Source organism: Geodermatophilus sp. SYSU D01180 (assembly GCF_054050415.1).
On sequence record NZ_JBJGZH010000032.1, the window covers coordinates 19,118 to 31,586 of the forward strand.

General features: G+C 76.8%; 13 protein-coding genes. 3 read left to right on the forward strand and 10 right to left on the reverse strand.

Annotation, left to right across the window (positions count from 1 at the left end):
* Positions 1-38: 38 nt before the first annotated feature.
* From ACI8AA_RS21000 to ACI8AA_RS21035, 8 genes are all read right to left on the reverse strand, one after another.
* Complete coding sequence (locus tag ACI8AA_RS21000; protein WP_457046309.1) at positions 39-713, reverse strand: LppP/LprE family lipoprotein; 675 nt, start codon at positions 711-713, stop codon at positions 39-41.
* Between the two features lie 455 nt (positions 714-1,168).
* Positions 1,169-2,002: a hypothetical protein gene (locus ACI8AA_RS21005; RefSeq protein ID WP_457046310.1), complete on the reverse strand. Its 834-nt coding sequence runs from the start codon at positions 2,000-2,002 to the stop codon at positions 1,169-1,171.
* 188 nt (positions 2,003-2,190) lie between these two features.
* The gene (locus ACI8AA_RS21010) at positions 2,191-2,409 is read right to left on the reverse strand and encodes a hypothetical protein (protein WP_457046311.1); all 219 of its coding nucleotides are present in this window, start codon (positions 2,407-2,409) and stop codon (positions 2,191-2,193) included.
* A 347-nt stretch (positions 2,410-2,756) separates the two neighbouring features.
* Complete coding sequence (locus ACI8AA_RS21015; protein ID WP_457046312.1) at positions 2,757-3,227, reverse strand: DUF7144 family membrane protein; 471 nt, start codon at positions 3,225-3,227, stop codon at positions 2,757-2,759.
* Between the two features lie 353 nt (positions 3,228-3,580).
* Positions 3,581-4,450 carry an RNA polymerase sigma-70 factor gene (locus ACI8AA_RS21020; RefSeq protein WP_457046313.1) on the reverse strand — a complete coding sequence of 290 codons (870 nt, stop codon included), beginning with the start codon at positions 4,448-4,450 and terminating at the stop codon, positions 3,581-3,583.
* Positions 4,447-5,040 carry a carboxymuconolactone decarboxylase family protein gene (locus tag ACI8AA_RS21025; protein WP_457046314.1) on the reverse strand — a complete coding sequence of 198 codons (594 nt, stop codon included), beginning with the start codon at positions 5,038-5,040 and terminating at the stop codon, positions 4,447-4,449. The genes ACI8AA_RS21020 and ACI8AA_RS21025 overlap by 4 nt, the downstream gene beginning before the upstream one ends.
* A 93-nt stretch (positions 5,041-5,133) precedes the next feature.
* On the reverse strand, positions 5,134-5,577 hold the full coding sequence (locus tag ACI8AA_RS21030; protein ID WP_457046315.1) for a hypothetical protein: 444 nt from the start codon (positions 5,575-5,577) through the stop codon (positions 5,134-5,136).
* Positions 5,578-5,654: 77 nt separating this feature from the next.
* Complete coding sequence (locus ACI8AA_RS21035; RefSeq protein WP_457046316.1) at positions 5,655-6,653, reverse strand: LLM class flavin-dependent oxidoreductase; 999 nt, start codon at positions 6,651-6,653, stop codon at positions 5,655-5,657.
* A gap of 110 nt (positions 6,654-6,763) precedes the next feature.
* On the opposite strand from ACI8AA_RS21035, the gene ACI8AA_RS21040 reads away from it, so the two are divergent.
* From ACI8AA_RS21040 to ACI8AA_RS21050, 3 genes are all read left to right on the forward strand, one after another.
* The gene (locus tag ACI8AA_RS21040) at positions 6,764-9,607 is read left to right on the forward strand and encodes an AfsR/SARP family transcriptional regulator (protein ID WP_457046317.1); all 2,844 of its coding nucleotides are present in this window, start codon (positions 6,764-6,766) and stop codon (positions 9,605-9,607) included.
* Between the two features lie 108 nt (positions 9,608-9,715).
* Positions 9,716-10,549 carry a class I SAM-dependent methyltransferase gene (locus ACI8AA_RS21045; protein WP_457046318.1) on the forward strand — a complete coding sequence of 278 codons (834 nt, stop codon included), beginning with the start codon at positions 9,716-9,718 and terminating at the stop codon, positions 10,547-10,549.
* Positions 10,550-10,610: 61 nt separating this feature from the next.
* Positions 10,611-11,666, forward strand: coding sequence for a DUF2855 family protein (locus ACI8AA_RS21050; protein ID WP_457046319.1), 1,056 nt, complete (start codon positions 10,611-10,613; stop codon positions 11,664-11,666).
* A gap of 6 nt (positions 11,667-11,672) precedes the next feature.
* Here ACI8AA_RS21050 and ACI8AA_RS21055 read toward each other — a convergent pair whose 3' ends face one another.
* The gene (locus tag ACI8AA_RS21055) at positions 11,673-11,981 is read right to left on the reverse strand and encodes a hypothetical protein (RefSeq protein WP_457046320.1); all 309 of its coding nucleotides are present in this window, start codon (positions 11,979-11,981) and stop codon (positions 11,673-11,675) included.
* Positions 11,978-12,286 (reverse strand): hypothetical protein, encoded by a 309-nt coding sequence (locus ACI8AA_RS21060; RefSeq protein WP_457046321.1) that lies wholly within the window; start codon positions 12,284-12,286, stop codon positions 11,978-11,980. The genes ACI8AA_RS21055 and ACI8AA_RS21060 overlap by 4 nt, the downstream gene beginning before the upstream one ends.
* Positions 12,287-12,469: the final 183 nt, after the last annotated feature.

The window sequence follows — 12,469 nt, forward strand, 5'->3', positions numbered from 1 at the left end:
GGACCTGTGCCCGCGGTGGACACGACACCGCCGCCGGGTCAGGACACGAACCTCTCCTCCATCCGCGTCACGTGACCAGCCTCGACGGTGAAGCGGAAGAAGGCGCCACCGAGATAGACGTCCTGGTCCACGCTGCCTCCCACGGACGCCAGGTCAGCGGCCGTCTGCGGATGCATGGTGGCCCAGTCGACGTAGGTGATCGCCGCGCCGTCGCGTACCGGCAGGAGTCGCATGAGGTCGTTCTGGTTCCGGTAGTGGTAATCATGGCAGTGCGGTGTCTGCGAGGGCTCGAGACCGTCCTCGGTGCACGCGGCTTCGGCGGTCGCACCGTCGAACCACTCGACGACGTCCACCAGAACCTCGCCTTCGCCGACGCCCGTGAGGATTCCGACGTGGTCCCCGTCGGCCAGTCCACCGCGTTCGAAGGGCTGGGTCGTCGTCGCCTCCATGCGACCGGCCAGGGTGAAGCCCTCACCGGTCCAGCGGTAGGTGACGGTCGCCCAGTGCCCGGGGCAGCAGGTCGCGTCGTTCCCGGACCACGTCGGGCCCGACAGGGTCACGGTCCGGTCGCCCGTGGTCAGCGCGGTGTCCGCGAACGAGACCTCGTCGCGCAGCACGCCCAGGACCGCGGGCCCCTCCGGTCCCGCGGTGAAGACGACCACCTGCTCCTGGTGCCCGGAGCTGGGCATCGGGCAGGTGAGCGCGACCAGCATCTCCGGGACGCCGTCCCCGGTGAGGTCACCGGCCTGGGGCGCCACCGTTGCAGCATCCCAGCCCTCGGGACCGAGGCCGCCGGTGGTGTACTCAGCCCGCGTCATGCACCCAGCGGCCGGGTAGCTGAGCGCCTTCCAGTCCGTGTCCGCCGGGAACGCCGCCCGGCTCGGCGTGGCCGTCGCGGCGGTGGGCGACCCGGTCGCGGGGGACGAGGTGCTGGTGGTGGTCGCCGATGCGGCGTCCGAGGCCGTGTCGGCAGACGGGCCGGCGCAGGCGCTCACCGACGTGCACGCGGCGAGCGTGAGAGCGACCAGGGCTCCGCGGGGTGTGAGCGGATGAGGGGTGGGCACGAGGGGCTCCTCCGGGACGGCGCGCTCCTCGCGCGCGTCTGACGGGGCCGGCCGCGTCCACGGCACGGGGAGCATGTCGTGGACGCGGTCGGTCGGACGGGGCGTCAGGACGTGGCCGGCTGCGGCCGCGGCGCGGTCTCCGAGAGCGCCCCCTGCCACATGGCCTCGAGTCGGTCGAGCTCCTCCTGGGCCGCAGCGAGCTCGGTCACCGTCGGCGTGCCGGCCTCGACCTCGCGGAGTCGCTGGGTTGCGGCCTCGACGGCGCCGGTGTCGGTGATCGCCTGCTCCAGATCGGCGGCCGCCGCGGTCCGCATGGCGGGGAGCTGCTCGACGAATCGGTGCTCGGCCACGACGGCGTTGTTGATCGCGGTCGCGAGCCCGTGGATCTGCGTGGCCGAGAAGTCCTGGCGCCGCTTCTGCTCCACCAGGACGAGGTCGCCGGTCTCCCGGACGCGCGGGTCGCCGACGTCCTTCAGCCGCGTGTCGAAGGCGCGGTGGGCCATCGAGCCGTCGGCCGCGGTGACGTAGAGGATCGCGCTCTCCGGGGTGGTCTCGACGTGCGCGCGGGCCCCGAACAGGGGTACGACGTGCCGGGAGACCTCGACGGCGTGCTCGTGGAGCTTCACGTCCTTGAGGCCGGTCAGCTTCCTGCCCAGGCCGGGGTTCTCGAGCACCGCCACCCGCTGCTGCAGGTCGGCGACCCGCTGGTCATAGGCCGCCCGGGCCTGCTCGTCGCCACGCCGTGCGTCGCGGAGCTCGGCCTCGCGCTGCTTGCGCAGCGCGTTCACCCGGGATCGGCCGGCGGCCAAGGCTTGCCGCTGTTCCTTCAGGTCTCCGCTGAACGCGGCCCGGAGGCCGCCGTAACGGCTCGCCTGGACGACGACGAAGGCCGCCACTGCGAGGACGACCAGCACCACCACTGTCAGGACAACCAACACGAGAGGACTCCTTGTCGAAGGTGTTGGGACTCGTTCCGCGGAACTGCCTCGACCGGTTCCTCGTGGTTCTTGATCTTGGATGCGTCCGATCCCTCGATCGGGGGGCGTCCGGTCCGCTGCCGGTGTGCCGGCCGGGACAGCAGGAGGCGGCACCACGAGCGTGGTGCCGCCTCCTGTCGTCTCCTCGGTCAAGGCGCTGTGACGGCGGGGTGGCTCCAGCGCCCCACGGCGATCGCCCCGATGGGGATCTCGGGCGGATCGGCATCGACGCTGCCGTGGAAGGGCACGCCACCGGAGGTGGACACGCCCCGGTCCTCGGCCACCACGAGGCAGCCGCGACCGGTCGGGCCGGCCAGGATCCCCTTCGGGGTCGCGACGGAGTCCAGGACCCGACCGCCGAGTGCCACGCCGCCCCTGTTCCCCAGCAGTTGCGCTGTCCCGGACGGGAGCACCCGCTCCTGGTCGGTACGCCCGGAGCCCCGTTCTGTCTGGGGCGCCGGGGGCTGCCCAACGTCGGCATCTCGTTCGGGAACAGGCCGAGGGCCGGCACGGGCGACCAAGGGGGACGGTGCGGGCCACCTCGGGTGGCCTGCAGGCCGCGGCGGAGAGTCCGGTCGGCCGGCTCCTCGTGGCCGTCGGCGCGCTCGGGGCCGTGCTCGGGATGGCCCCGTCCCCGCTGCGCCCGCGCCGGGTCGCGTCCCGGCGAGCACGGGCCGGCACTGCGGGCGCTCGCGGACCGTCCGGCCCGTCGCCGTCACTGCCTCGCCGTGACCTCCCGCCCGTGCACGGTGACGGCGTAGATCACGACGACGTCGAACGCGATCACCAGCACCGACCAGAACGGGTAGGCCGGCAGGAACAACAGGTGCACGAGCGCACTGAGCCCGGCGAACGCCACCGCCAGGACGCGCGCCACGCGGTTGCCCCGCATGAGGCCGGCGCCGACGAGGATGCCGACCACCCCGAGGACGAGGTGCACCCAGCCCCAGACGGCGTAGTCAGCGTCGACGAACAGCGCCTCGGCCCGCACCACGTAGAAGTCGTCGCTGACGAGCGCGGTGACGCCCTCCATCACCGCGAACAGGCCGGTCAGCACCAGCAGGACCCCGGCGAAGAGAATCCACGACGCCCAGCCGGTGGGCCGCTCGTCGTAGCCGTAGGCGCCGACGTGCGCCTCGGCCTGCCAGTTCGCCTCCGGGCGACTCGTCTGGAAGGCGCCGGTCATGGCGCCACCTCCTCCCGGCGGGATCGTCCCGCCCGGTGCAGCAGCCTGACCGCCGGCGCGGGCGGCCGCCTCACACCGGGCGGACGATGCGCCGGGCTCCGGCGGGCCCGCTCCCGCCTCGGGTCGCGGGCGGTCCCCGGCGGTGGGACCTTCGCCGGTGGCGGCGACGGTCGCCGTCGTGCGCGGCCGCCGGTGACGGGTGCGCAGGCCACCCCGGGGCCGCAGGGGAGGTGGTCGGTGATGCGACTCGGTACGGCGATCGTGCTCCTGGCCCTCGGCGCGATCCTGGCACCGCGCCCGACGGCGGCCCGGTCCGGCGCACCCACCCCGACGAGACCTTCTGCCTCCCGCCGTCACCGCCGGAGGTCGGCGGGCTCGTCCAGGCGGCCGAGCTTGTGCGGGTTGCGCATCGCGTACATCCGGCTGATCCGCCCGTCCTCGACGACGACGGTGATCGCCGTGTCGAACTCGCCGCCGGGGTCGATCCGCAGGGCGACCGCGCCGTTGACCAGCGGCGTGGTGATCTCGACGTCGGGCACCAGGTCGGCGAACCGGGACAGCGCCCGGGCCAGCCGCTCCCGGCCCGCGATCGGGCGCAGCACGGCCGGCGCCAGGCCCCCGCCGTCGGCGACCGCGACGACGTCGGGCGCCAGCACGTCCATCAGGCCCTGCAGGTCGCCGGCGGTGAGCGCGGCGAGGAACCGGTCGACGACGCGCTGCTGCTCGGCGCGGCTGACCGTCGTCCGCGGACGGCGCGCGGCCACGTGCTCCCGCGCCCGGTGCGCGATCTGCCGCACCGCGGCGGCGGACCTGTCCACCGCCTCGGCGATCTCGTCGTAGGGCACGTCGAACACCTCGTGCAGCACGAGGACCGCGCGCTCGGTCGGCGACAGCGTCTCCAGCACGGTGAGCATCGCGATGGACACGCTCTCCGCCAGCTCGACGTCCTCGGCGACGTCCGGGCTGGTCAGCAGCGGCTCGGGCAGCCACTCGCCGACGTAGTCCTCGCGGCGGCGGGCCACGGTGCGCAGCCGGTTCAGCGCCTGGCGGGTGACGATCCGCACCAGGTAGGCCCGCGGGTCGCGCACCGCCGCCCGGTCCCCTTCCGCCCACCGCAGCCAGGTCTCCTGCACCACGTCGTCGGCGTCGGCGGCGGAGCCGAGCATCTCGTAGGCGACGGTGAACAGCAGGCCGCGGTGGGCGACGAACGGGTCCTCGGTCATGCCGTGGCGACGCCGGCCGCCGACGGGGCCGCCAGCGGCGGCAGGCCGCAGGACGCCGAGAACTCCTGCGACCGGATGCCGAGGGCCACGTTGCTGCGCGCGCTGGAGTTCATGAAGGCGATCCTGGCGGTCAGCTCCACCAGCGCGGCCGGTCCCAGCTCGTCCAGCAGCGCGGCCGACAGCTCGTCGGTCACGGCCGGCGGCGTCCGGCTCATCGCCTCGGCGTACTCCATGACCCGCCGCTCCAGCGGGGTGAAGACGGCGGACTCCCGCCAGCGCGGCACCTCCCGCACCTTCGCCTCGTCGAGCCCGCGGTCGTGGGCGAGGAAGTGGTGCAGGTCCAGGCAGAAGCCGCAGCCGACCGTGGCGGCCGCGGACATGGCCGCGAACGTCGCGAGGTGCGGGTCCAGCCGGTTCCAGGAGTCGACCTTGCGGCCGAAGGCCATGGAGTCCTTGAGCACCGCCGGGTGGTGCCACAGGACCCCGGCGCCCTCGGGCACCTGGCCCAGCATCCGGCGGCTCATCGTCTTCAGCAGGGCCCCGTACAGGCCGGTGATCTCGGTCGCGGGGACCCGGGTGCTGCTCGCCATGTCTCCTCCAGGGTGTGCGGTGTGTCGACATGGAGACACCGGCCGCGTCCCGCGTGTGACACCCCGGAGGAGACGGGGCGAGCAGCCGTGCGGCTACTGGCCCGACTTGGCGGGCGGGATCAGCGGGTCCGGCACGGGGCCGGCCGTCCCGCCGGTGGTCCGCGTGTCCGCGGCAGGGGTGGTCGGCGTCTCGACGTCGGCGTCCTCGAGGACGAACGCCTCGGCGACCGTCGGCGGGGTCGGGGGGACCACCGCGTCGGCGTTGCTGCCTGCGGCCACCGTCCCGGCGTCGACGGTGCCGCCGCTCGTGCCACCGCCGGTGCCGCCGCCCCCGGACGCCTGCGCGGTGAGCTTGTCGATGCTCCCCTGCAGCGGGGCGGGCGCGGCCTCGCGGGCCCTCTCCAGCGTCTGCTGCACCTCCGGCCGGCCCAGCAGGTCCCGCGCCGTCTTCGCGATCTGCTCGTACCGCTCGCGTCCGGCCCGTGCGCCCAGCACGAAGCCCACCCCGAGACCCAGTCCCAACGACAGCTTGCCCATGTCCGTCCTCCCTCTGGTCGGTCGCTCCCGCCGCCGCTACCCAGCAGGCGACGGACCAACCCGTTCCGGCGGGCCGCTCACACGAGCTGCGGTACCCGCTGCGGGCTGAGGGCCTCGAGTGCGGCGTCCAGCTCGGCCACCGGCCGCCCCGGCGGCAGGACGACGACGGGCAGCTCGGCGCCGGCCGCGCGCCAGGCGTCGAGCGCCGCCGCCGCGGTGCCGGCGTCGCCGTGCAGCAGCAGCTCGTCGACCAGCACCTCCGCGCCCGCGGGCACCTCGCCGGGCCCGGCGGCGAGCACCGCGTCGACGGCGGCGCCGAGCCCGGCGCGGCGCATCGTCCGCGGGTAGAGCGGGCCCATCGCCGTCAGGTAGGTGGTCAGCCACCACGACGCCGTCGTCCGCGCGACCGCCGGGTCGTCGGCCACCGCCACCGGGACGCCGGGGCTGACCAGCGGCACCGGACGCCCCGCGCCCGCCGCGCCCTCCCGCAGCAGGGCGAGGCCCGCCGCGAGACCGGACCGGGGGAGCAGGAACGGGTACCAGGCGTCGGCCACCTCGCCGGCCAGCCGCACGGCGGCAGGCCCGAGCGCGGCCAGGTGCACCGGGAGGTGCGGCCGCGGCGGCACGGCCAGCCGCAGCGGCCGCTGCCCGCCCGGCCGCGACGGCGTCATCCGCTCGCCGGCCAGCAGCGCCCGCACCTGCCGGGTGACCGCGCCGAGGCGGGCGACCGGCGCGGTGAACGGCTCGTCGTGCAGGCCCTCGGCGAGTTGCGGCGAGCCTGCGCCCAGGCCGAGGACGAACCGGCCGCCGGACAGCGTGTCCAGTGACGACGCGAGCATCGCCAGGTGCGCGGGGCTTCGCCCCCACACGTTGAGGACGCCGGTGCCGAGGCGGATCCGCCGGGTCCGCGTGGCGATCGCGGCGAGCAGGACCGGCGCGTCGTGCGCCCATCCCTCGGCCAGCAGGAACGCCTCGTAGCCCAGTTCCTCGGCGCGGTCGGCGAGGTGCAGGACGACGTCGGGGCGGGTCTCCATCGGGGTCACGCCGACGGCGAGCCGCCGGGTCGGTGCGGTCATGGTGCTGCCTCCTCGTGCAGGCCGGGAGCGGGTCCGCGTCTGGTCGCGCTCCCGGGGCCGCCGCTAGGGTCGGCCGCGCCCGTTGCAGTCCGCTTGCAGGCGAGGCAGCGATGACCGGTGCGACGCACCTGCACTTCCGGGTCCTGGGCCCGCTGCAGGTCGAGGACGGCTCGGGGCCGGTCGCCGTCGGCGGGCACAAGCCGCGCACCCTGCTCGCGGCGCTGCTGGTCGCCCGCGGCGAGGTGGTGCCGGCCGACCGGCTGCTCGCCGCGGTCTGGGGCGACGCGCCGCCCGACGGCGCGGTCACCGCGCTGCGCGCCTACGTCTCCCGGCTGCGCGGCGTCTTCGGCGACGCCGCCCCGCTCCGGCACCGCCCGCCCGGCTACTGCCTCGACCTCGACGGCGCGACGCTGGACGCGGCCGAGTTCGAGCAGCGGGTCCGCACCGCCCGGGCGGCCGCCGCGGCGGGCGATCACGCCCGGGCGCTGGCCGACCTCGACGCCGCGCTGGCCCTGTGGCGGGGCGACGCGCTCGCCGAGTTCGCCGACGACGAGTTCGCCGCCGCGGAGGCCGCCCGGCTGACCGAGCTGCGCGTCGGCGCGGCCGCCGACCGCGCCGACGCGCTGGTCGAGCTGGGCCGCGCCGCCGAGGCGGTGCCCGAGCTGGAGGCGCTGGTGCGCCGGCACCCGACGTGGGAGCGGCCGGCGGTGGCGCTGATGCGGGCGCGCTACGCCACCGGGCACCAGGCCGACGCGCTCGCCGCCTTCCACGACCTGCGCACCCGCCTCGACGACGAGCTGGGGGTGGAGCCGGCCGCGCCGGCCCGGGAGCTGTACCGGCGGATCCTCGTGCACGACCCCGCGCTCGCCGCGCGGCCGCCGCCGGGCAACCTGCCCCGCCGGGCCAGCGGTTTCGTCGGCCGGGAGTCCGAGGTCGCCCGGGTGCTGGACGCGCTGCGGGCCGGCCCGCTGGTGACGTTGACCGGCGTCGGCGGGACGGGCAAGTCCCGGCTCGCGGTGGAGGTCGCCGCCCGGGACCGGACGCGGTTCGACGACGGCGTGTGGCTGTGCGAGCTCGCCGCCCTGCCCGACGGCAGCCCGGTCGGGGACGCCGTCGCCGCGGCGCTGCGCATCCGGCAGCGGTCGGGGCTGTCGGTCGAGGAGACCGTGCTCGACTACCTGCGCGGGCGGTCGCTGCTGCTCGTCGTCGACAACTGCGAGCACGTGCTGCCGCACGCCGCGGCGCTCGTTGCCGAGGTCGTGCAGCGCTGCCCGCGCGTGGTGGTGCTGGCGACCAGCCGGGAGCCGCTCGGCGTCGACGGCGAGCAGGTGTGGCCGGTGCCGCCGCTGCCGCTCGCGGACGCCACCGCGCTGTTCGTCCAGCGCGCCCGAGCCGCGACGCCGGACTTCCGCCTGGACCCAGCGGCCGCCGACGCCGTCGCCGCCATCTGCAGCCGCGTCGACGGCCTGCCGCTGGGCATCGAGCTGGCCGCGGCCCGCATGCGGGTGATGAGCCCGGGCGAGGTGGCCGCCCGGCTGGAGGACGCGCCGCTGCTCGGCGGCGGGCGCGGGCCGGTGCCGCGGCACCAGAGCCTCGTGGCCGCGATCGAGTGGTCCTACCGGCTGCTGCCGGAGGACGAGCAGCGGCTGTTCCGCGGCATGTCGGTGTTCGCGGGCGGGGCCGACCTGCGCGCCGTGCACGCCGTCGCCGAGCCCGCCGCCACCGAGGACGACGTCCTGGACCGGCTGACCCGGCTGGTCGACCGGTCCATGGTGGTGGCGCGCAGCGGCGTGCACAGCCGCTACGGGCTGCTGGAGACCCTGCGGGCCTACGGCCGGTCGCAGGCCGAGGCGGCGGGCGAGTCCGCGGAGCTGGCCCGGCGGCACGTCGCCCACCACGTCGACTACGCCGAGCGGGCCGGTGCGGGGCTGCAGGGACCGGACGAGCGGGCGTGGGCGGAGGAGGCCCTCGGCGTCTACGACGACCTGCGCGCCGCGTTCACCCGCGCCGCCGCCGACCGGGAGTGGGACCTGGCCGTGCGGCTGGTCGCGGCCGTGCCCGAGCTGGTGCACCTGCGGGTCGGCTACGAGGCCTACGCCTGGGCCGAGCAGCTGCTGCCCGTCGTGGACCCCGGCCACCCGCTGTACCCGGCCGCCGTCGGCGCCGCCGCCCGCGGCGCGTGGAACCGCGGCGACTTCGCGCACGCCCGGGCCACCGCACAGCTGGCCCGGGGCCGGCCGCCGCTGCCCGGCACCGCCCGCATCGCCCACCCGGGCGACGTGCTCGCGGACGTCGCGCTCTACGAGGGCGACTCCGGGACCGCGCTGGCGCACTACGTGGCCGAGGCGGAGCGGGCCCGGGCCGACGGCGACCGGATCCGGCTGGTGTGGACGCTGTACTACGTCGCCGTGTGCCAGGCGGTGCGCCGCCGGCCGGAGGAGGGGCTGGCCGCCGCCCGCGAGAGCCTCGACGTCGCCGAGGCCACCGCCAACCCGACGGCGCAGTCGATGGGCCGCTACGCCCTCGGCCTGGTGCTCAAGAAGTCCGACCCCGGCCGGGCGCTGGCGCTGTTCGACGAGGCGGGCGCGCTGGCCGCCGCCGTGCACAACTTCTGGTGGCACGGCATCGCGCTGATGGAGGCGGCCGCGACCCGGGCGGTGCACGGCGACCCGGCGGCGGCCGCCCGCGCACTGCTCGCCGTCATCGACCACTGGGACCGGGTCGGGGACTCGACGCAGCAGTGGCTGGACCTGCGCTACGTGGCCCGGCTGCTGCAGCGGGTGGGCGCGGAGGCGGACGCCGCGGCCCTGCACGCCTGCCTGGTGGCGGCGGGCAAGCCCTCCCCGCTCGGCCCGCCCGCCGAGGGTGCGGCCGCCGGCGACCCCCGCGCCGCCGAGGCGGCGGCGGTCGCGCAGGCCCGCACCGCGCTCGCCCGGGTCGCCGCCGGTGCATGACCGCTGCATGACCTCTGCATCCGCGGTGCACGCGGTCTGCAACCCGCCGGCACCAGCGTCGTCGGCACACCGCGGGGACCCCCGCACCGACGACGAGGAGCACTCCCGATGACCGACACCATCGACGCGACCGCCGACCGCGCGCTGAAGGCGAAGCACCGGGCGATGTGGGCGCTGGGCGACTACCCCTCCGTGGCCCGGGACCTCATCCCGGAGCTGGGCCGGGTCCTGGTCGCCGCGGCCGGCGTGGGCCCGGGGGACCGCGTCCTGGACGTCGCGGCCGGCAGCGGCAACGCCGCCGTGCCCGCCGCGCTGGCCGGCGCCGAGGTCGTGGCCTCGGACCTCACGCCGGAGCTGTTCGATGCCGGCCGGGCGTTCGCCGCGCGCGAGGGCGCCGAGGTGACGTGGGAGGAGGGCGACGCCGAGGCGCTGCCCCACCCGGACGCGAGCTTCGACGTCGTCCTGTCCTGCGTCGGCGTGATGTTCGCGCCGCACCACCGGCAGGCCGCCGACGAGCTGGTGCGGGTGTGCCGCCCCGGCGGGCGGATCGGGCTGGTCAGCTGGACGCCGGAGGGCTTCGTCGGCGAGATGTTCCGGACCATGAGGCCCTACGCGCCCCCGCCGCCGCCCGGTGCGCAGCCGCCGCCGTTGTGGGGCGACGAGCAGCACGTCCGCGACCTGCTCGGCGACCGCGTCACCGACGTCGTCGCCCGCCGGCAGACCGTGACGGTCGGCGGCTACCCGTCGCCGGAGGCGTGGCGGGACTCGTGGAAGGCGGTCTACGGGCCGACGATCGCGACCTACCGCAACGTCGGCGACGACCCCGAGCGGGTCGCCGCGCTCGACCACGACCTCGCCGCGCTGGCCGCCCGGTACGACCGCGGCACCGACGGCGTCGTCCTCGACTGGGAGTACCTGCTGCTCACCGCGCGCCGCGCGTGAGAGCTCCCGGCCGGCGCCGGAGGAGTCCGGCGCCGGCCGGCACGGAGAGGGGAGGGACGACGTGGTCGACGTCCTCGTCCGGCGCGACGACCTGCGGACCGTGCGCTGCGACCCGGGGGAGCCGCCGCGGACCGAGGTGCCGCGGGGCGCGGTGCAGTTCGCCGTCGAGCGCTTCGGGCTGACCGCGAACAACCTCACCTACGCCGTCCTGGGCGACTCCTGGCGGTACTGGGACCACTTCCCGGCGCCGGAGGGCTGGGGCCGGGTCCCGGTCTGGGGCTTCGGCCGGGTCACGGCCTCCGGTGTCGACGGCGTCGCGGCGGGGGACCGCTTCTTCGGCTTCTGGCCCATGTCGAGCCGGGTCACCCTCGAGGTGGCCGCGGGCCCGGGCGGCCTGGCCGACCGCTCGGCCGCCCGCGCCTCCCTCGCCCGGGCCTACACCCGCTACGCCCGCGCCGTGCCCGAGGCCGGGTTCCTCCCCGGGCACGACGACGTCGCGGCGGTGCTGCGGCCGCTGTTCCAGACCGGATGGCTGCTCGCCGACCGCGTGGCCCGGGCCGGGGCCGGGGTGGTGGTCCTGACGTCGGCGTCCAGCCGCACCGCCGTGTGCACCGCGGCGGCGGTCCGGGCGCACGGGGACCCGCCGGAGCTGGTCGGGCTGACGTCGTCCCGGCACGCCGCGGCCACGGCGGCGCTCGGCCTGTACGACCGGGTGCTGGCCTACGAGGAGGTCGGCGCCCTGCCGGCGGACCGCGGCGTCGTGCTGGTCGACCTCGCCGGCGACCCGGACCTGCGCGCCGCGGTGCACCGCGCCACTGCCGGCGTCCTGCGCGCCTCGGTCGTGGTCCGCGCGACGCACTGGCCGCGGGCCTCCTTCGCGAGCAGCGGTCTGCCCGGGCCCGAGCCGGAGGTGTTCTCCGCGCCGGACGCGGCGGCCGCCCTGGACCCGTCGTCCGCCCGCCGGATCGGTGCCGCCTGGCCGGAGTTCGCCGCGACCCGGGCGCCCGGGCTGCTGACCGTCGAGCACCGCACCGGCGCCGACGCGGTCACCGGGGCGTGGGCGGCGCTGCTGGACGGCGACGCCGACCCGCGCCGCGGGCGGGTCCTCTCGCTCTGAGCGCCCTCAGCCCGGTTCGTCCCCGGTTCCCGGCTCCGGTGGGCGGTGCGCCGACGCCCGCTGGCCCTGCAGCTGCCGGCCGAGCTCGTCCCGCATGCGGTACAGCTCGGCCAGCACCTGCCCGCGCGCGGAGTCGCCGAGGGCGGCCGCCGCCGACCGCAGCGCCGGGCCGTGGTCGCGCCAGTAGGCCCCGACCGCCCGGGCCACCTCACCGGGGTCGGCCCGGTCCCGGCCGGCCCGCCGGAGCAGCTCCTGGAGCCGCTCCAGCTCCTCCGCGGCGGCCGCCGCGGGCGCGGGGTCCTGCGGGCCGGTCACGCCGCCGCCTGCCGCGCGACCGGCGCGGTGCCGCCGCCCCCGCCGCCACCCCCGCCGATGCCCTCGAGCAGGCGGATGAGCGCGTCGATGAGCTCCTGCAGCAGGTTGCCCAGGACGCCGCCGAGGTCGACGCCGTCGAGCAGCCCGGCGATCGCGCACAGCAGGTTGCCCAGCAGGTTGCCCGGGCCGGGGATGGCCTCGATGTCCAGCACCACCTCGTTGAGGTGCACGTGCAGGCCCAGCAGGTTCAGGTCCAGCGGCCCGAGGTTCAGGTCGAGGATCGGGCAGGGGGTGGGTTGCGTCATCGGGAGCACCTCGGCTCTGAGGAACTGCCGCCGGTGCGGCAGGTGCCCGACGCAGGGCGCGCGCCCAGTGTGGGAGCGCGCGGGCCGGTCCGGGGAGCACCCGACCACCGCCCGGATCCGGACGGGTGTGCCCGTCACCGTGCGCGCGCGACCGCCCGCCCTTCGTGAGACGAGATCGTCCGT